Here is a 19,715-nt window from a genome sequence, read left to right on the forward strand (position 1 = left end):
CGATCGATGAAAGTGCCCATGTCCGACCTGCTCGAATCCGCCCTCGACCCGCAATCCGTCGCCGTGATCGGCGCGTCCGAGAACATCCACAAGATCGGCGGCCGGCCGATCTACTACATGCAGAAGCACGGCTTCGCCGGGCGCATCTACCCGATCAACCCGGCGCGCGAGGAGGTGCAGGGCCTCAAGAGCTACGCCTCGCTGGCCGCCTTGCCCGAGGCGCCCGACCTGGCGCTGGTGATCGTGGGCGGCGAGAAGGCCGTGGCCGCGGTGGACGACTGCGCGGCGCGCGGCGTGAAGTCGGCGGTGGTCATTGCCTCGGGCTTCGGCGAGGCGGGCGAGGAGGGGCGCGAGGTGCAGAAGGCCATGGCCGAGCGCGCGCGCGCCGCCGGCATGCGCCTGTACGGCCCCAACACGCAAGGCCTTGCCAACTTCGGCAACGGCGCCATCGCGGGCTTCTCGACCATGTTCGTCGAGGTGCCGCCGGCCGATGGCCCCATCGGCGTGGTGAGCCAGAGCGGCGGCATGAGCGCCATGGCCTATGGCCTGCTGCGCGGGCGCGGCCTGGGCGTGCGCCACGTGCACGCCACGGGCAACGAGGCCGACGTGACCGTGTCAGACCTGGCCTGGGCCGTGGCGCACGACCCCGACGTGAAGCTGCTGCTGCTGTACCTGGAGAACATCGCCAACCCCGAGATGCTGGCCCGCACGGCCGCCTATGCACGCGAGCGCGACCTGCCGATCATCGCGGTGAAGGCGGGGCGCTCCGCGAGCGGTCAGAAGGCGGCGTCGTCGCACACCGGCTCGCTGGCCAACGAAGACCGCGCCGTCGACGCCTTCCTGCGCCACCACGGCATCTGGCGGGTGCGCGACCCGCACGCGCAGGCACTGGCGGCCGAGGCCTACCTGAAGGGCTGGCGGCCCGAGGGGCGGCGGCTGGTGGTCATCAGCAACTCGGGCGCGAGCTGCGTGATGGGCGCGGACGCGTCGGAAGAGTTCAAGCTGCCGCTGGCGGAACTCTCGCCCGCCACGCGGCGCGACGTGGCCGCGCGGCTGCCGGGCTTCGCGACGGCGACGAACCCGATCGACATCACCGCCGCGCTGTTGTCCAACAGCGGCCTGTTCGGCGACGTGCTGCCCGCCGTGGCGCAGGATCCGGCGGCCGACCTGTTCTTCATCAACATCCCGGTGGCCGGCGCGGGCTACGACGTCGAGGCCTTCGCGAACGACACCGCGAAGTTCGAGGCCGCGACGGGCAAGCCGGTGGTGGTGGCCGCCTGGCAGGCGAGCGTGGCCGCGCCGTTCAAGGCCCGCGGCATCCCGACCTTCGGCAACGAGACCGAGGCGCTGGGCGTGCTGGCGCAATTGGCGTCGCACACCGCGCTGATGCGCGAGTCGCACGCGGCCTGGCCCGAAGAGGCGGCGCCCGCGCTGCCGCGGGGCAGCGGCCGTTTCCTGAACGAGGCCGAGAGCCTTGCGCTGCTGGCCGCGCGCGGCGTGCCGGTGGTGGCGCACCGGCTGTGCCGCACGGCGGCGCAGGCGCGCGATGCCTGGGGTGCGGTGGCCGAGGCGGGTGCCCCGGCGGTGGTGAAAGCCTGTTCGGCCGACGTGCCGCACAAGTCGGAACACGGCCTGGTGGTGCTGCGGGTCGGCAGCGCCGGCGAGGCGGCGGCGCTGTTCGACGCGCAATGGGCCAAGCTGGCCGAACTGGGCGCGGCGCGCGAGGGCGTGCTGGTGGCGGCCATGCACAAGGGGCGGCACGAGTTCATGGTCGGCGCGCGGCTGGACCCGGTGTTCGGCCCGGTCGTGGTGGTCGGCGACGGCGGCACCAACGTCGAGGCGATGCAGGACGTGGCGGTGCTGCTGCCGCCCTTCGACACAGCCGAGGTGAAGGCCGCGCTGGACACGCTGCGCATCGCGCCGCTGCTCGGCGGCGTGCGCGGCGAGCCGCCGCTGGACGTGCAGGCGCTGTCCGAGGTGGTCGTGGCGGTGGGCCGGCTCATTGCGGCGGCGGGCGGCCGGATCGCCTCGATCGACGTGAACCCGGTCATGGTCGGGGCGGTGGGCGAGGGGGCGATGGTGGTGGACGCGCTGGTCGAACGCGCCGGCTGAACGCGCGCCGGGAGGCGTCGCGGACGGTGAAAGCCGGGCGCCGAACCCTTAAATCTGTGAAGTAGTTGGCAAATTGCGGGCTGAAACCGAAGCCCGGGTCGTACCGCGCTGAATCCGATGCGTTGAGTAGTTTCGTATTCATTTCCGAAAGGAAACACCATGCGCCACTGCTCCACGCCCGATCTCGCCTTGTCTTCGCTGCTTTCGCTGTTCCCGCTGCCCTCGGGGGTGTCGTCATGAACGCCGACGCACTGCCCGCGCGCGACGGGGTCGGGCCGGGCCCCGAAGCGTTCGCCGAGGGCGCCGAGCCCATCGAACCCGCCGGTGCCCACCTGCGCACGCACCGCGAAGGCGCCGTGCTGGTGCTGACGATCAGCAACCCGCGCTCGCGCAACGCGCTCAACCCGTCCATCTACCGCGCCGCCGCCCAGGCCGTGCGGGCGACCGCGGGTTTTCGCACCGTGCGCGCCATCGTGCTGCGCGGCGACGGCGCCCACTTTTCCGGCGGCGGTGACCTCAAGCGGCTGGCGCGGCAGCGCAAGTTTCCGGAGGCGGAGCAGCGCGGCCACATCGACGCGCTGCACGAATGGGTCATGGCCCTGCAGGACGCGCCCCAGCCGGTGATCGCCGCGGTCGAGGGTGCGGCCATGGGCGGTGGTTTCTCGGTGTGCCTGGCGTGCGACCTGATCGTGGCGGCCGAGGACGCGCGCTTTGCGATGTCCTACGTCAACATGGGCCTGTCGCCCGAGGCGGGCGGCACCGATTCGCTGGCGCGGGCCCTGCCGCCGCAGGCCGCGCTCGAGATGCTGCTCGACGGCACGCCGGTGAGCGCCGAGCGCCTGCACGGCTGGGGCGTGGTCAACAAGGTGGTGCCTGCCGGCAGCGCCTACAACGCGGCGCTCGGCTGGGCGCAGGAACTGGCGCGCGGGCCGTTCGAGGCGCAGGCGCGCATCAAGGCGCTGGTGCACGGCGCGCGCGGCCGGGCGCGGCGCGAGCAGCTGGACGCCGAACGTGAATCCTTCCTGACCAGCCTGTACGGCGACGAGGCCGGCGACCGCATCCGCCGGTTCCTGGCGCCGCGCAGGGGCGCGGTGGCCGGCGACGGCACCCTGCAGTGATTCGGCGGCAGCGCACGCCGGGAACACGAAAAAAAAGACCCTCGGCCGTTTCCTTGGGCTTCGCATCAGGGCTTTCACTGGCCTCGAACTTGCTAAGCTATGGCTCAAGGAGATTGGTCGTTCCATGCACAAATTCGACGAGATGTATGAGCAGTTGCCCTACTCGGGGGCTGCGATCCGACAGCACTACAAGCGCTACGACCAATGGCTCGCGAAGCAACCCGGTGAGGTGATGCGTTCGCGGCGCGAAGAGGCGGAAATGATCTTCCGCCGGGTCGGCATCACCTTCGCGGTGTACGGCGCGAAGGACGAGGACGGCTCCGGCACCGAGCGGCTCATCCCGTTCGACCTGCTGCCCCGCATCATTCCCGCCCACGAGTGGGCCAGCATGGAGAAGGGGCTCGTGCAGCGCGTCACGGCGCTCAACCGCTTCCTCTACGACGTCTACCACGACCAGGAAATCATCAAGGCCGGCATCATCCCGGCCGAGCAGATCCTGAACAACGCCCAGTTCCGTCCCGAGATGATGGGCGTGAACGTGCCGCACAACGTGTACTCGAACATCTCGGGCATCGATATCGTGCGCGCCCCCGATGCCGACGGCAACGGCGAGTACTACGTGCTCGAGGACAACCTGCGCGTGCCCAGCGGCGTGAGCTACATGCTGGAGAACCGCAAGATGATGATGCGGCTCTTCCCCGAGCTGTTCAACCAGAACCGCATCGCGCCGGTCGCGCACTACCCCGACCTGCTGCTCGAGACCCTGCGCGCCAGCGCGCCGCCGGCCACGGCCGAGCCCACGGTGGTGGTGCTCACGCCCGGCATGTACAACAGCGCCTACTTCGAGCACGCCTTCCTGGCCCAGCAGATGGGCGTGGAACTGGTCGAGGGCCAGGACCTGCTGATCAAGGACGACTTCGTCTACATGCGCACCACGCGCGGCCCCAAGCGCGTGGACGTCATCTACCGCCGCGTGGACGACGACTTCCTCGACCCCGAGGTGTTCCGCCCCACGTCCACGCTGGGCACGGCAGGCCTCATGCGCGCCTACCGCGCGGGCAACGTCGTGATCTGCAATGCCGTGGGCACCGGCGTGGCCGACGACAAGTCGATCTACCCGTACGTGCCGAAGATGATCGAGTTCTACCTCGGCGAGAAGCCGATCCTGAAGAACGTGCCCACCTACATGTGCCGCAACAAGGACGAGCTGCAGTACACGCTGGACAACATGAAGGACCTGGTCGTGAAGGAGGTGCACGGTGCCGGCGGCTACGGCATGCTGATCGGCCCGGCCGCCACGCAGGCCGAGATCGAGGACTTCAAGAAGGCCGTGATCGCCAAGCCCGACGGCTACATCGCCCAGCCCACCTTGAGCCTGTCGACCTCGCCCACCTTCGTGGACGCCGGCATCGCGCCGCGCCACATCGACCTGCGCCCCTTCGTGCTCTCGGGCAGCGAAGTGCAGATGGTGCCCGGCGGCCTCACGCGCGTGGCGCTGAAGGAAGGTTCGCTGGTGGTCAATTCGTCGCAGGGCGGCGGCACCAAGGACACCTGGATCCTCGAAGCCGACCGCGCGCCGAAGCCCAAGGCGGCCACGCAGTCGCAAAGCCAATCGTCCACGTAGGAATGTAGGAGCCCACACGATGCTGTCCCGCACCGCCGACCATCTCTACTGGATGTCCCGCTACACCGAGCGCGCCGAGAACACGGCGCGCATGCTCGATGTGAACTACCAGACCTCGCTGCTGCCGCAGTCCGCCGAAGTCGCCAAGTACGGCTGGCAGGGCGTGCTGTCCATCAGCGAGCTGCTGCCCCTGTACAACCAGAAGTACGACCAGATCGCGCCCAAGGAAGTGATGGAGTTCATGGTCAAGGACGAGAGCAATGCCTCGTCGATCGTGTCCTGCCTGAAGGCCGCGCGCGAGAACGCCCGCGCGGTGCGCGGCGCGCTCACCACCGAGGCCTGGGAAACGCAGAACACCACCTGGCTCGAAGTGAACCGCATGCTGCGCTCGGGCGACTTCGAACGCGACCCGGGCCAGTTCTTCGAATGGGTCAAGTTCCGCTCGCACCTGTCGCGCGGCGTCACGCTGGGCACGATGCTGCAGGACGAGGCCTTCTACTTCTCGCGCCTGGGCACGTTCCTCGAACGCGCCGACAACACGGCGCGGCTGGTCGACGTGAAATTCCACGCGCTGAACAGCGAGTTCTTCGGTGCCGCCACCGAGGAAGACCAGGAGTACGACTTCTATCACTGGAGCGCGATCCTGCGCAGCGTCTCGGCCTTCGAGGTGTACCGCAAGGTGTACCGCGACGTGATCAAGCCCGAGCGCGTGGCCGAGCTGCTGATTCTTCGCGCCGACATGCCGCGCTCGCTGCATGCGAGCCTGGTCGAGGTGGTCAACAACCTCGCGAAGGTGCAGAACGAGCAGAGCGCCGAAACGCAACGCCGCGCCGGCAAGCTGCTGGCCGACCTGCAGTACGCGCGCGTCGACGAGATCCTGGCGACGGGCTTGCACGCCTACCTCACGCAGTTCCTCGACCGCGTGAACGAGCTGGGCGGGCGCATCAGCCAGGACTTCCTGGTTCCCACGCACTGACGACCGCTGCGAAAGAGGGCAGCGCACGCATGCGGCTGGTTGCCCATTCGCCGCGCGCGTTTTCCATCGAGGGCTTGGTCGAGCCCGAGGAGTGCGAGCAGCTCATCGCATTGGCCGAGCGCGAAGGTTTCGCGTCGGCCGGCGTGCGCACCGCCGATGGCCCGAAGGCGATGCCGGCGATCCGCAACAACGAACGCGCAATGCTGCCGTCGCCCTCCTGGGTCGAGCTGCTGTGGCAGCGCCTGCAAGGCGTGGCGCTGCCCGAGGTCGGCGGGCAGACGCCCAAGGGCCTGCCCAGGGACCTGCGCTTCTACAGGTACGCGCCCGGCCAGCGCTTCAAGATGCACAAGGACGGACCCTGGCATGAAGACGGGCTCACGAGCCGGCTCACGCTGCTGGTCTACCTGAACGACGACTTCACCGGCGGCGACACCGACTTCCGCGAGTTCCGCGTGAAGCCCGAGCCCGGCGCGGCGCTGCTCTTCATTCACGACACGTGGCATGAAGGCGCGGCGGTCGAGTCGGGCACCAAGTACGTCTTGCGCTCCGATGTGCTGTACGGGTAGCGATCCCGCATCGCAGCCACAGGTGCGCATGCTGCTGGCATCAAGAAAAATCAATCATGAGTCACGTCTTCCTTGAGGGCGAGCACGGCGCTTGGCTTGTCGATTGCGCAGCGATTTCTTGGCGGCTGCACTCTGAGCGACGAAGACCGATCTTGCGCTGGTACTGAGCAGCGAAGATCAGTTGCGTATCGCCAGAATGCAAGATCATCTGTCGACTCTCACCGAAAAAGAGCGTGGGAAATTCGGCGTCTGGATAAGAAGAGCCGACGTCGCGACTTGAGGTGCCGCGCTGAACGCATCACGCTGCCACAGCTGTTGACGCAGCGCCGGAGCTAGCGCGTGAACGACTCCACCGCCACCGGAATCCGCGGCGCCTGCCAGCGGTAGCTGCTCCCCAGCACATCGCGCTCGGCCTGCTGGCCGTTCCACTGGATGTGGAGCAGGTTCATCAGCGTCCACCCGGTCCAGTCCGCGCGAAACGGTTGCTGCGCGGCCTCGGCAGGCAGGGGCTCGCGGTTGCGCCACACGACGGCGGGAATGCGGTAGCCCGATGCCGTCGCCGGGCTGTGGCCGGCACGGTCGCTCACGTGGCCCACTTCCTGTCCGTGGTCGGACAGGTACATCCATGCCCGGTACTCACCGGGCTTGCCGGGTTTGCCGGGGGCGCGCGTCTGCTGCAGCAGCTCCGACACCACGAAGTCGTGGTACAGCAGCGCGGCGTCGTACTCCTGGCGGAAGCGGCGCACCCAGGCGGAGCGGCCTTCCTTCACGAGGCCGCTCTCGACCGCGTCGACGTCGTCGTCGAAGGGGTTGGCATTGGCTGGAAAGCGCAGGCTGTAGTGCGGGTGCGCGCCCATCAGGTGGACCACGATCAGCTTGCGCTCGGTGCCGGTGTCGGCCAGCGCTTCCTGCACGCAGTCGAGGATCTCGCCGTCGAGCGAGGCGCTGGCGCGCCCGGGCGTGCGGTTCACCATGTCGACCACGTCGGCGAAGCGTGCGTGCTGCTGCTCGATGGCCAGGTCGTCGTGGTTGCTGATCCACCAGACCTTGTAGCCCGCGGCGCGTGCCAGGGCCAGCACGTGCGGCGGGTCGTCGCCCTCGGGCAGGCCGAAGTGGAACATGTTGCGCAGCGCGGGAAGGGTGCTGGCGTCCACCGACCAGGCGTTCTTCAGCACCGTCATCTGCTCGCCGGCCTGCGCCTTGTGCGCCTGCAGGCGCGGCGTGGTCGCTCGGCCGTAGCCGTACAGGCCCATGTTGTCGCGGTTGATGCTGTCGGTGATGACCAGCACCACGGTCGAAGGCCCGGCCTGCGTGATGACGGGCGCGATGCCTTTGGCCTGCGCCATCAACCGGTCGCGCTGCTTCTGCTGGTCGGCCCAGGCGGCCTGCAGCGTGTGAAGCGAGTCGACCCACTGCGTCCAGAATATCGCCGGATGCAGCCGGCGCCACGGCTTGCTCGCATAGGCCACGCAGGACAGCAGCAGCGCCAGCGCGACCAGTGCGGTGATCCCGCGTGAAGGACGTGCCGAAGCGGCGGACGCCACCGCGCCGCGCCTTGCGAACATGCCCACCAGCACGCCGGCCGCCACCAGCACGGCGCACCACACGACCGCCGAGCGCCAGTGCATCCAGAGGTATTCGCCGCCCTCGCGCGCATTGGTGTTGGCGGCGGCGCCCAGCACCATCGCGCCGTCGGGCGCGGCCTGGTAGGTGTCGAGCAGGTAGGCGCGCACCGCGGCGTCGAGCGCGAAGCCCATGACCCAGAGCCAGACGAACACCGTGCGCAGCTGCCGCATGCGCGCGCTGTGCAGCGGCCACAGCAGCCACAGCACGGCGGGCAGGGCCAGCACCGCGAGCTGCGCGATGCGGCGGCCGTCGTGGCCCAGCGCGATGAGCGCGAGCAGCGTGGCGCCGACCACGCCGCAGGCCAGCCACGCGCGGCGATGGGATGCGGGGCGCGGCGGGGAGTCGGGAGAAGAAAGGGCGGTCAAGCGGTTGGCGCAGCGGAGCGCCAGGGCAGTCGGGGCGGCCGGATTCTGCCCCCGGCCCCGCGCCCCGAACCCCAGTGCCCCGATGCCCGCGAGGTGCATTCAGGGATATCCCCGAAGGAACTTATTCGGCCTTGCGCGCCCAGACGGGCTCGCCCGGCCTTGCCGGACATTTTTCAAGCCTCAAGAAAAGGAACCTTCGCTCCATGGTCAGATTCAGCCGATTGCCCGCCCTGCTGCTCGCCTTCGCTCTTTCATGGATGGCCCTGCCGTCCGCATCCGCCGCCCAACAGATGGTCAGCGTCGCCGTCAAGACGCTGAACATGCGCACCGGCCCCGGCCCGCGCCACGAGACGCACTGGACCGTCAGCAAGGGCTACCCCTTCAAGGTGATCGGCAGGAAGGGCGACTGGCTGCACGTGAGCGACTTCGAAGGCGACAAGGCCTGGGTGTTCCGCCCCATGACCAGCAAGACGCCGCACCGCGTGGTGAAGGCCCGGGTGGCCAACCTGCGCCGCGCGCCGGGCACGCGCAGCCCCATCGTGAAGAAGGCCGGCTACGGCGACGTGCTGCGCACGCTGGAGCAGCGCGGCGACTGGCTCAAGGTGCGGCACGAAAGCGGCACCACGGGGTGGGTGTCGAAGCGCCTCACCTGGGGCTGGTAGGCGCAAGCAAGGCCGTAGTCGTGACCGTGGCCGTAGCCGCCCTCAGGTCGCCGTGGCCTGGCGCACGGCGCGCTCCCAGCGCGCCATCGATTCCTCGGCCTGCGCGCGGCCCATGGTCGGCAGGAAGCGGCGCTCGACCTTCCACAGCTTCGACAGCTCGCGCGCGTCGCTGTAGAAGCCGGTCGACAGGCCCGCGAGGTAGGCGGCGCCCAGCGCCGTGGTCTCGACGACCTCGGGCCGCACCACCGGAATGCCCAGCAGGTCGGCCTGGAACTGCATCAGCAGGTCGTTCACGCTCGCGCCGCCGTCCACGCGCAGCTCGGCCACGGGCTTGCCGCCCGCGGCCACCGCGTCGCGGCTCATGGCCTGCAGCAGCGCAGCACTCTGGTACGCGATGCTTTCGAGCGCGGCGCGCGCGATGTGCGCGACCGTGGTGCCGCGCGTGAGGCCGGTGATCGTGCCGCGCGCGTCGGCGTCCCAGTAGGGCGCGCCCAGGCCGGTGAAGGCCGGCACCATCATCACGCCGCCCGCGTCGGGCACGCTCTCGGCCAGCGACTGCACTTCGGCGCTGCCCTTGATGGCCTTGAGCCCGTCGCGCAGCCACTGCACCACGGCGCCGCCGACGAACACGCTGCCTTCCATCGCGTACTGCGGCTGCGCGCTCGTCTGCGCGGCGCTGGTCACGAGCAGGCCGTTCTGCGAGGGCTGGAACGCGCCGCCCGTGTGCATCAGCAGGAAGCAGCCGGTGCCGTAGGTGTTCTTGGCCATGCCGGCCTCGAAGCAGGCCTGGCCGAAGAGGGCGCTCTGCTGGTCGCCGGCCACGCCGCCGATCGGCAGCGCGCGGCCCAGCAGGGCCTCGTCGGTGTCGGCGAAGTGCGAGCTCGACGGCTGCACCGTCGGCATCAGCGCGGCGGGGATGTCGAGCGCCTTCAGCAGCTCGGCGTCCCAGGCGTTGTCGTGCACGTTGAAGAGCATGGTGCGCGAGGCGTTGCTCACGTCGCTCACGTGCGCCTTGCCGCCGGTGAGCTGCCACATGAGCCAGCTGTCGACGGTGCCGAAGGCCAGTTCGCCGCGCTCGGCCTGCGCGCGCGCGCCTGGCACGTTGTCGAGCAGCCAGCGCAGCTTGGTGCCGGAAAAATACGCGTCGATCACTAGCCCGGTCTTCTCGCGGATGGTGTCGGTCATGCCGTCCTCGCGCAGCTTCGCGCACAGCGGCTCGGCGCGCCTGTCCTGCCAGACGATGGCGTGGTGCACCGGCTGGCCGGTCTTGCGGTTCCACAGCACGGTGGTCTCGCGCTGGTTGGTGATGCCGATGGCGTGGATGTCGGCGGGCTTCAGCTTCGCCTTCGCGAGCACGTCGCGCGCGGTGGCCAGCTGGCTCTGCCAGATTTCCATCGGATCGTGCTCGACCCAGCCGGGCTGCGGGTAGATCTGCGTGAGTTCCTTCTGCGCGATGGCGACGATGCGGCCTTCGCGGTCGAACACGATGCTGCGCGAGCTGGAGGTGCCCTGGTCCAAGGCGAGCAGGTAGGTCGTCATTCGGTCGTTGTCCCTTCGGGTCAGTTGTCGCGCGCGATTTCCAGGCGCACCTGGGCGCTTTCCAGCAGCTCGGGGAACGGGGCCGGCGGCTCGGCGTCGGTGAAGAACCGGTCGATCTGAGACAGCGTGCCCAGCTGGATCATCGCGGGCCGGTTGAACTTGCTCGCGTCGGCCGCCAGCCACACCTCGCGTGCCTGCGCGATGATGGTCTGCGCCACCTTCACCTCGCGCAGGTCGAAGTCGCGCAGCGAGCCGTCGGCCTCGATGCTCGACACGCCGATGAGCGCGATGTCGACCTTGAACTGGCGGATGAAGTCGATGGTGGCTTCGCCCACGATGGCGCGGTCGCGCGCGCGCACCGAGCCGCCCGCCACGATCACCTCGCAGGCGGTGTTGCCGCTCAGGATGGTGGCCACGTTCAGGTTGTTGGTGATCACGCGCAGGCCGGTGTGGCGCATCAGCGCCTTGGCGATGGCCTCGGTGGTGGTGCCGATGTTCAGGATCAGCGAACAGTCGTTGGGCACCAGTTCGGCCACCCGGCGGGCGATGCGCGCCTTGCCGTCGGCATGCAGGGTTTCGCGCTGCTGGTAGCCGATGTTCTCGGTGGTCGAGCTGGGCACCCGCACGCCGCCGTGGAAACGCGTGAGCAACCCCTCGTCGGCCAGCCGCTGCACGTCGCGCCGGACGGTCTGCAGGGTCACGCCGAGCATTTCGGCCAGTTGTTCGACGGTGACGGAGCCGCGCGTGCGCACGGTGTCCAGGAGGTTGATCTGGCGCGGATTGGAGTTCACAGGGGCGTCGCGAGGGGCAGTAAGACTGCAGGCAAGGTTACCGTGCGTGTCACTTTAAAACGAAAGAAAACGAATCAACTAAGGGAAAACTCGGGGGAAAATCGCGCTCAAAGGAACCTAAATGAAAAATCCCGAAAATACAATGGCCGCCGTTGGTGACCCAAGTCATGGATCCATGGAAGCCCTTCCGGTGAGCGATTCTTCCCTCAATTCGTCTGCTTCGCCTGCGTCCGCGCCCGGTCCGGCCGCCGATTGCGACGTGCTGATCGTCGGCGGCGGCATCAACGGCTGCGGCATCGCACGCGACCTCGCGGGCCGCGGCTGGCGCGTGGTGCTGTGCGAGAAGGACGACCTGGCTTCGCACACCTCCTCTTCTTCCACCAAGCTGATCCACGGCGGGCTGCGCTACCTCGAGTATTACGAGTTCTCCCTGGTGCGCAAGGCGCTGCAGGAGCGCGAGGTGCTGCTCAAGAGCGCGCCGCACATCATGTGGCCGCTGCGCTTCGTGATGCCGCACGACCCCTCGATGCGCCCGGCCTGGATGATCCGCATCGGCCTGTTCATGTACGACCACCTCGCCAGGCGCGAGGTGCTGCCCCCTTCGCGCAGCGTCGACCTGCGCCGCCACGCGGCCGGCAAGCCGCTGAAGGACCAGTACAAGCGCGGCTTCGTCTACTCCGACGGCTGGGTCGACGACGCACGGCTGGTGGTGCTGAACGCGCTCGACGCACGGGCGCGCGGCGCCGAGGTGCTCACGCGCACGCGCTGCGTGCACGCCCAGCGCGGCGCCGACGGCTGGACCGCCACGCTGCAGGGGGCCGACGGCGCCCAGCGCACGCTGCGCGCCCGCGCGGTGGTCAATGCCGCGGGCCCATGGGCCGAATCCTTCCTGCGCGGCGTGGCGCAGTCGGCCAAGGGCGAGGCACTGGCCACCAAGAGCCTGCGGCTGGTCAAGGGCAGCCATATCGTGGTGCCGCGCCTGTTCGAGCACGACCACGCCTACATCTTCCAGAACCCCGACAAGCGGATCATCTTCGCCATTCCCTACCAGGACGAGTTCACGCTGATCGGCACCACCGACATCGAGCTCACCGGCGACGACCCGGGCGCCGCGCGCATCGCGCAGGAAGAAATCGACTACCTCTGCACGCAGGCCAGCCGCTACTTCGAGAAGCCCATCGTGCCGGCCGACGTGGTGTGGACCTACTCGGGCGTGCGCCCGCTGCTGGACGACGCCTCGGGCGACCCGTCGGCCGTCACGCGCGACTACCTGCTCGAGTCGAACACCACGGCCGCGCCGCTGCTGTCGGTGTGGGGCGGCAAGATCACCACCTTCCGCAAGCTGGCCGAGGACGCGGCCGACGAGGTCGGCAAGATGCTGGGCCAGTCGAACGCGCAGCGCCCGGCCTGGACCGACGGCGCCTTCATGGCGGGCGGCGACCTGTCGGGCTGGATCGGCGCCGCCCGCCGCCCCGACGACGACTTCGAGCGCTTCGTGTCGGCCGTGCAGGCCAGGCACCCCTGGCTCTACGGCCAGCTGGCGCGCCGCCTGGCGCGGGCCTACGGCGCCCGCATTGCCGACGTGCTGGGCGACGCGAAATCCTTCGCGGACCTGGGTGCCGAGGTGGCACCCGGCCTGTTCGAGCGCGAGCTGCACTTCCTGCGGGACCACGAGTGGGCCATGAGCGCGGACGACGTGCTCTGGCGGCGGTCCAAGCTGGGGTTGCACTACACGCCCGGGCAACGCGAGCAGGTGGCGGCATGGCTGAGCAGCCATGCGAAAGCCGCCTGAACAGAGGGCAGGGGCGCAGGAGCGCAGTGGCGCGACGATGACCGGCTGAAGAAGCCCGATCGCGAGTGACAGAGAGCGATAGAGAGCGACAGAGAGAGCAAGTGAACAGCGGCTGAACCAAGACCCGAAACGGGCGAAGGGGACACATGCAACTGACTCTGGAGCGCGTGACCAAGAAGGTCGGCGCGCAAACCTGGCTCTACGAGCAGAGCATCGCGCCGCGCAGCGGTGCGGTCACCGTGCTGCTCGGCGCCACGCAGGCCGGCAAGACCAGCCTCATGCGCCTGATGGCGGGGCTCGACACGCCCACCACCGGCAAGGTGCTGGTCGACGGCAAGGACGTCACGGGCATGCCGGTGCGCGAGCGCAACGTCGCCATGGTGTACCAGCAGTTCATCAACTATCCGTCGCTGAAGGTGGCGGACAACATCGCCTCGCCGCTCAAGCTGCGCGGCGAGACGAACATCGACGCGCGGGTGAAGGCGCTGGCCGACAAGCTGCACATCGGCATGTTCCTCGACCGCTATCCGCAGGAGCTGTCGGGTGGCCAGCAGCAGCGCGTGGCGCTGGCGCGCGCGCTGGCCAAGAACGCGCCGCTGATGCTGCTCGACGAGCCGCTCGTGAACCTCGACTACAAGCTGCGCGAGGGCTTGCGCGAGGAGCTGACGCAGCTCTTCGCCACCGGCGACTCGACCGTGATCTACGCGACCACCGAGCCCGGCGAGGCCTTGCTGCTCGGCGGCTACACGGCGGTGATGGACGCGGGCGAACTGCTGCAGTACGGCCCGACAGCCGAGGTGTTCCACGCACCGCAGTCGCTGCGCGTGGCGCGCGCGTTCAGCGATCCGCCGATGAACCTGCTGCCCGGCACGGCCACCGCCGGCCAGGTGCAGCTGGCCGGCGGCCCCGCGCTGGCGCTGGCCCTGCCGCAAGGCGCGGCCGGCGCGGTCACGGTCGGCCTGCGCGCGAGCGCGTTGAACGTCAACGACGGGGCGGGCGACGTCGCCTTGCCCGGCAAGGTGGAGCTGGCCGAGATCTCGGGCTCCGACACCTTCGTGCACGTCGACACCGCGGTCGGCGAGCTGGTGGCGCAGCTCACCGGCGTGCACCGCTTCGAGCTGGGCGCCCCGATCACGCTGTACTTCAGCGCCTCGCAAGCCTATGTGTTCGATGCCGGCGAAAAGCTGGCGCTGGCGCCCGCCTGGCGCAAAGGAAACATATGAGCCCCCACGTTCATCACCGCGTGTGTTCACTGCCCCCCAAGGGGGCGCAGACCGCCCTTGGGGCGGCCCGGCGGGAGGTCTGACATGGCCCGCATCGACCTCGACCTCGCGCACGCCTACCGTCCCAACCCCACGCAGGACAGCGACTATGCGCTGCTGCCCTTGCAGATGAGCTTTCGCGACGGCGGCGCCTATGCCTTGCTCGGCCCGTCGGGCTGCGGCAAGACGACCATGCTCAACATCATCTCGGGGCTGCTGGTGCCTTCGCAGGGCACGGTGAAGTTCGACGGGCGCGACATGACGCGCGCCACGCCGCAGGAGCGCAACATCGCGCAGGTGTTCCAGTTCCCGGTGATCTACGACACCATGACGGTGGCCGAGAACCTCGCGTTCCCGCTGCGCAACCGCAAGGTGCCCGAAGCCCAGATCAGGAAGCGCGTGGGCGAGATCGCCGAGATGCTCGACATGAGCGGGCAGCTCAACCAGCGCGCCGCCGGCCTGGCGGCCGACGCCAAGCAGAAGATATCCCTGGGCCGCGGCCTGGTGCGCAGCGACGTGTCGGCGGTGCTGTTCGACGAGCCGCTCACCGTGATCGACCCGCACCTGAAGTGGCAGCTGCGCCGCAAGCTCAAGCAGATCCATCGCGAGCTGAAGCTCACGCTGATCTACGTCACGCACGACCAGGTCGAGGCGCTCACCTTCGCCGAAGAGGTGGTGGTCATGACGCGCGGCAAGGCGGTGCAGGTCGGCAGTGCCGAGGCGCTGTTCGAGCGGCCGGCCCATACCTTCGTCGGCCATTTCATCGGCTCGCCGGGCATGAACTTTCTTGCAGCGCAAAACACCGGTGGCACGCTGGAGGTGGCCGGCACGCCACTGGTGCCCACGCGCGAACTGCCGCAGGGGCCGCTGAAGATCGGCATTCGCCCCGAGTACCTGCGGCTGTCGAGCGCGGGCGCGAGCGGGGCGGTGCCGGCGGTGGTCAGGCAGGTGCAGGACGTGGGCACGCACCTGATGCTGGGCGTGGAGGCCGGCGGCAGCGTGCTGAAGGTGCGCCTGCATTCGGACGACCCGCCGCCGGCCGTGGGCGACACGGTCTGGGTGCGCGTGCTGGACGCGCACACCTGCTACTACAAGGACGAGGAGCTGGTCGCATGAACAACCTCGTCTCGTTCGACCCCGCCGCCTTGTGTTGCTCCGTTCCCTCCCGGGGCAAAGCGGGGGTGGGCGCAAGCGGCGCATCCACCGGGCGCTCTGCCCGCCCCCATCCCGGCCTTCCCCCAGCGGGGGAAGGAGCCCTGCAGGCACTTCGCGGGAACGGAGCCAAGCCATGAACGCCACCAACAAGCCCATCAACCAGAAGGCGTGGTGGCTCGTGCTGCCGGTGCTGCTGTGCGTCGCGTTCTCGGCCATCGTGCCGCTCATGACGGTCGTCAACTACTCGGTGCAGGACATCATCTCGCCCGAGCGCCGGGTCTTCGTGGGCACCGAGTGGTTCGCCGCCGTGATGCGCGACGACGAGCTGCACGAGGCGCTGTTGCGCCAGCTCGGCTTCTCGCTGTCGGTGCTGCTGGTGGAGATTCCGCTGGGCATCGCGCTGGCGCTGTCGATGCCGGCCAAGGGCTGGAAGTCGTCCGCGGTGCTGGTGGTGGTGGCGCTGTCGCTGCTCATCCCGTGGAACGTGGTGGGCACCATCTGGCAGATCTACGGACGCACCGACATCGGCCTGTTCGGCCACGCGCTGGAGGCCATGGGCATCTCGTACAACTACACGGGCAGCGCCACCGACGCCTGGCTCACGGTGCTGGTGATGGACGTGTGGCACTGGACGCCGCTGGTCGCCTTGCTCTGCTATGCCGGCCTGCGCTCGATTCCCGACGCCTACTACCAGGCCGCGCGCATCGACGGCGCCAGCAAGTTCGCGGTGTTCCGCTACATCCAGCTGCCCAAGATGCGCGGCGTGCTCATGATCGCGGTGCTGCTGCGTTTCATGGACAGCTTCATGATCTATACCGAGCCCTTCGTGCTCACCGGCGGCGGGCCGGGCAATGCCACCACCTTCCTGAGCCAGTACCTCACGCAGAAGGCCGTGGGGCAGTTCGACCTGGGGCCGGCGGCGGCGTTCTCGCTGATCTACTTCCTCATCATCCTGCTGTTGTGCTTCGTGCTCTACAACTGGATGCAGCGGGTGGGCACGCAGGAAGCGGAGGTGGAGAAATGAATCCGTCGCCGAGCCGCCTCGAGGCGGATGCGCCCCCGCGGGGGAACGGCGCGCAGCGCCAAGGGGGTCGACATGTCTGACAAGCGGTTCCACAAGCGCAGCATCTTCCTGCTGCTGTACATCCTGTTCGCGCTGTTGCCCATCTACTGGATGATCAACATGAGCTTCAAGACGAACGAGGAGATCCTGTCGAGCTTCTCGTTCTTCCCGCAGCACTTCACGTGGGCGAACTACGTGCGCATCTTCACCGACGAGTCGTGGTACTCGGGCTACATCAACAGCCTGATCTACGTGGCGATCAACACGGTCATTTCGCTCACCGTGGCGCTGCCCGCCGCCTATGCGTTCTCGCGCTACTCGTTCCTCGGCGACAAGCATGTGTTCTTCTGGCTGCTGACCAACCGCATGACGCCGCCCGCGGTGTTCCTGCTGCCGTTCTTCCAGCTCTACACCACCGTCGGCCTGATGGACACGCACCTGGGCGTGGCGCTGGCGCACCTGCTGTTCAACGTGCCGCTGGCGGTGTGGATCCTGGAAGGCTTCATGAGCGGCATTCCGCGCGAGATCGACGAGACGGCCTACATCGACGGCTACTCGTTCCCGCGCTTCTTCGTGCGCATCTTCCTGCCCCTCATCAAGGCCGGCGTGGGCGTGGCGGCGTTCTTCTGCTTCATGTTCAGCTGGGTCGAGCTGCTGCTGGCGCGCACCCTCACCAGCGTGAACGCCAAGCCCATCGTGGCGACCATGACGCGCACCGTGAGCGCCTCGGGCATGGACTGGGCCACGCTGGCCGCGGCCGGCGTGCTCACCATCGTGCCGGGCGCCATCGTGATCTGGTTCGTGCGCCACTACATCGCGAAGGGTTTCGCGATGGGCCGTGTCTAAGGAGAGCAGCATGTTCAACTGGATGGTCTGGACCACACCGGTGGCCGTGTTCTTCATCTGCATCGCGCTCATGCTGGTCGGCATGACGGTGTGGGAGTTCAAGTCGCCCACCACCTTGCGGCGCGGCTGGCTGCCCATCGAAACCACGCGCGGCGACCGTCTCTTCATCGGCCTGCTCTCGGCCGCGTACATCAACCTGGCCTTCGTCGGCCTGGCCGGCAAGTTCCAGGAGTGGATGAGCCTGGAGGCCGAGCCGTCGATCTGGATCAGCTTCGTGATTTCGATGCTCGTTCTCGCGCTCGTCATGCGCAAGGGCTGAGCCCATCGGGTTTTCGACGGACGTCCGGCTCTCCGCCTCCCCGGAGCCGCGACCAGACAGACCGGGGAAGTACCAACCGAGGAGACACAGTCATGAAGATGCGCTATACGGCACTGGCAATGGCGGCGGCGATGTTCGCCACGCACGGCGCTTGGGCTGGCGAGGCCGAAGCCAAAAAATGGATCGACAGTGAATTCCAGCCGTCCACCTTGTCGAAGGACAAGCAGATGGAGGAAATGAAGTGGTTCATCGACGCCGCCAAGAAGCTGCAAGGCAAGGGTGTCAAGGAAATCTCGGTCGTGTCGGAAACACTGACCGTGCACGAGTACGAATCGAAGACGCTGGCCAAGGCCTTCGAGGAAATCACCGGCATCAAGGTCAAGCACGACATCATCCAGGAGGGTGACGTGGTCGAGAAGCTGCAGACCTCGATGCAGTCGGGCAAGTCGATCTATGACGGCTGGATCAACGACTCCGACCACATCGGCACCCACTACCGCTACGGCACGGCCCTGGCGCTGACCGACCAGATGAGCGGCGCCTGGAAGGACTACACCAACCCGGGGCTCGACCTGAAGGACTTCATCGGCACCAGCTTCACCACGGCGCCCGACAAGAAGCTGTACCAGCTGCCCGACCAGCAGTTCGCCAACCTGTACTGGTTTCGCGCCGACCTGTTCGCGCGCAAGGACCTGCAGGACAAGTTCAAGGCCAAGTACGGCTACGACCTGGGCGTGCCGATCAACTGGTCGGCCTACGAGGATATCGCCGCCTTCTTCAGCGAAGACGTGAAGACCATCGACGGCAAGCCGATCTACGGCCACATGGACTACGGCAAGAAGGACCCGTCGCTGGGCTGGCGCTTCACCGACGCCTGGCTGTCGATGGCCGGCGCGGCCGACAAGGGCATTCCCAACGGCCTGCCGATCGACGAGTGGGGCATTCGCGTGGCCGACGACAAGTGCACGCCGGTGGGCGCGGCCGTGTCGCGCGGCGGCGCGACCAACTCGCCGGCCGCGGTCTATGCGCTGACCAAGTACATCGACTGGATGAAGAAGTACGCGCCCAAGGAAGCCATGGGCATGACCTTCGGCGAATCGGGTCCGGTGCCTGCGCAAGGGCAGATCGCGCAGCAGGTGTTCTGGTACACGGCCTTCACGGCGGACATGATCAAGCAGGGCCTGCCCGTGGTGAACGCCGACGGCACGCCGAAGTGGCGCATGGCGCCCGGCCCGCACGGTCCCTACTGGAAGGACGGCATGCAGAACGGCTACCAGGACGTGGGTTCCTGGACCTTCCTGAAGTCCAACGACCCCGACCGCGCGACCGCGGCATGGCTCTACGCGCAGTTCGTGACCTCGAAGACCACCTCGCTGAAGAAGTCGATCGTCGGGCTCACCTTCATCCGCGACAGCGACATCCGCTCCGACTACTTCACCAAGAACGCGGCCAAGTACGGCGGCCTGATCGAGTTCTACCGCAGCCCCGCGCGCGTGGCATGGACGCCGACCGGCAACAACGTGCCCGACTACCCGAAGCTCGCGCAGCTCTGGTGGAAGAACGTGGCCGTGGCCGTGACGGGCGAGAAGACGCCGCAGGCCGCCATGGACAACCTGGCCAACGAGATGGACGACGTGATGGGCCGCCTGCAGCGCGCGGGCATGGCCAACTGCCCGCCCAAGCTCAATGCCAAGGGCGACCCGAACAAGTGGCTGAGCAGCGACCAGGCACCGTGGAAGAAGCTGGCCAACGAGAAGCCCAAGGGCGAGACGGTGGCCTACGACAAGCTGCTGACCGCCTGGAAGGAAGGCCGCGTCAGGTAAGGCATTGCTCCCTCCCCCGTTCGGGGAGGGCCGGGGTGGGGGCACGACGGCTTCTGAAGATACGCGGCGCCTCATG

At 68.2% G+C, this 19,715-nt stretch carries 16 protein-coding genes; 13 read left to right on the top strand and 3 right to left on the bottom strand.

The features are described from left to right. Window positions 1-18: 18 nt before the first annotated feature. The 5 genes from BM004_RS35370 to BM004_RS35390 all read left to right on the top strand — a co-directional run bounded on the left by BM004_RS35370 (window position 19) and on the right by BM004_RS35390 (window position 6,396). The gene (locus BM004_RS35370; RefSeq protein ID WP_093220764.1) at window positions 19-2,112 is read left to right on the top strand and encodes an acetate--CoA ligase family protein; all 2,094 of its coding nucleotides are present in this window, start codon (window positions 19-21) and stop codon (window positions 2,110-2,112) included. 236 nt (window positions 2,113-2,348) lie between these two features. Further along, window positions 2,349-3,230, top strand: coding sequence for an oxepin-CoA hydrolase, alternative type (locus BM004_RS35375; protein WP_093220718.1), 882 nt, complete (start codon window positions 2,349-2,351; stop codon window positions 3,228-3,230). A 124-nt stretch (window positions 3,231-3,354) separates the two neighbouring features. Continuing rightward, window positions 3,355-4,854: a circularly permuted type 2 ATP-grasp protein gene (locus tag BM004_RS35380; protein WP_093135468.1), complete on the top strand. Its 1,500-nt coding sequence runs from the start codon at window positions 3,355-3,357 to the stop codon at window positions 4,852-4,854. 19 nt (window positions 4,855-4,873) lie between these two features. Continuing rightward, a complete protein-coding gene (locus BM004_RS35385) occupies window positions 4,874-5,830 on the top strand; it encodes an alpha-E domain-containing protein (RefSeq protein ID WP_093135465.1) in 957 nt (318 codons plus the stop codon). A gap of 29 nt (window positions 5,831-5,859) precedes the next feature. Next, window positions 5,860-6,396: a prolyl hydroxylase family protein gene (locus BM004_RS35390; protein WP_177206712.1), complete on the top strand. Its 537-nt coding sequence runs from the start codon at window positions 5,860-5,862 to the stop codon at window positions 6,394-6,396. Between the two features lie 332 nt (window positions 6,397-6,728). Here the strand turns inward: BM004_RS35390 and BM004_RS35395 are convergent, their stop codons facing one another. Beyond that, window positions 6,729-8,387, bottom strand: coding sequence for a phosphoethanolamine transferase (locus BM004_RS35395; protein WP_256220197.1), 1,659 nt, complete (start codon window positions 8,385-8,387; stop codon window positions 6,729-6,731). Window positions 8,388-8,590: 203 nt separating this feature from the next. On the opposite strand from BM004_RS35395, the gene BM004_RS35400 reads away from it, so the two are divergent. Then, window positions 8,591-9,049, top strand: coding sequence for an SH3 domain-containing protein (locus BM004_RS35400; protein WP_093220721.1), 459 nt, complete (start codon window positions 8,591-8,593; stop codon window positions 9,047-9,049). Between the two features lie 42 nt (window positions 9,050-9,091). Here the strand turns inward: BM004_RS35400 and glpK are convergent, their stop codons facing one another. Both glpK and BM004_RS35410 read right to left on the bottom strand, forming a co-directional pair. Next, window positions 9,092-10,588 carry a glycerol kinase GlpK gene (gene glpK, locus BM004_RS35405; RefSeq protein ID WP_093220723.1) on the bottom strand — a complete coding sequence of 499 codons (1,497 nt, stop codon included), beginning with the start codon at window positions 10,586-10,588 and terminating at the stop codon, window positions 9,092-9,094. Between the two features lie 20 nt (window positions 10,589-10,608). After that, window positions 10,609-11,379, bottom strand: a complete 771-nt coding sequence (locus BM004_RS35410; RefSeq protein ID WP_093135457.1) for a DeoR/GlpR family DNA-binding transcription regulator — start codon at window positions 11,377-11,379, stop codon at window positions 10,609-10,611. 121 nt (window positions 11,380-11,500) lie between these two features. Between BM004_RS35410 and glpD the strand changes: the two genes are divergently transcribed. The 7 genes from glpD to BM004_RS35445 all read left to right on the top strand — a co-directional run bounded on the left by glpD (window position 11,501) and on the right by BM004_RS35445 (window position 19,639). Then, the gene (glpD, locus tag BM004_RS35415) at window positions 11,501-13,171 is read left to right on the top strand and encodes a glycerol-3-phosphate dehydrogenase (protein WP_093135454.1); all 1,671 of its coding nucleotides are present in this window, start codon (window positions 11,501-11,503) and stop codon (window positions 13,169-13,171) included. Between the two features lie 146 nt (window positions 13,172-13,317). Further along, a complete protein-coding gene (locus BM004_RS35420; RefSeq protein ID WP_093220726.1) occupies window positions 13,318-14,394 on the top strand; it encodes an ABC transporter ATP-binding protein in 1,077 nt (358 codons plus the stop codon). 84 nt (window positions 14,395-14,478) lie between these two features. Continuing rightward, window positions 14,479-15,549 (top strand): ABC transporter ATP-binding protein, encoded by a 1,071-nt coding sequence (locus tag BM004_RS35425; protein ID WP_093220728.1) that lies wholly within the window; start codon window positions 14,479-14,481, stop codon window positions 15,547-15,549. A 172-nt stretch (window positions 15,550-15,721) separates the two neighbouring features. Further along, window positions 15,722-16,612, top strand: coding sequence for a carbohydrate ABC transporter permease (locus tag BM004_RS35430; protein WP_093135446.1), 891 nt, complete (start codon window positions 15,722-15,724; stop codon window positions 16,610-16,612). Window positions 16,613-16,684: 72 nt separating this feature from the next. Continuing rightward, window positions 16,685-17,497 (top strand): carbohydrate ABC transporter permease, encoded by an 813-nt coding sequence (locus tag BM004_RS35435; RefSeq protein ID WP_093135549.1) that lies wholly within the window; start codon window positions 16,685-16,687, stop codon window positions 17,495-17,497. Between the two features lie 10 nt (window positions 17,498-17,507). Beyond that, complete coding sequence (locus tag BM004_RS35440) at window positions 17,508-17,816, top strand: DUF2160 domain-containing protein (protein ID WP_093135444.1); 309 nt, start codon at window positions 17,508-17,510, stop codon at window positions 17,814-17,816. Window positions 17,817-17,908: 92 nt separating this feature from the next. Beyond that, entirely contained in the window at window positions 17,909-19,639 is a 1,731-nt protein-coding gene (locus tag BM004_RS35445; RefSeq protein WP_093135441.1) for an ABC transporter substrate-binding protein, read from the top strand. Window positions 19,640-19,715: the final 76 nt, after the last annotated feature.

The organism is Variovorax sp. OK212 (genome assembly GCF_900112425.1).
GTDB lineage: Bacteria > Pseudomonadota > Gammaproteobacteria > Burkholderiales > Burkholderiaceae_C > Variovorax.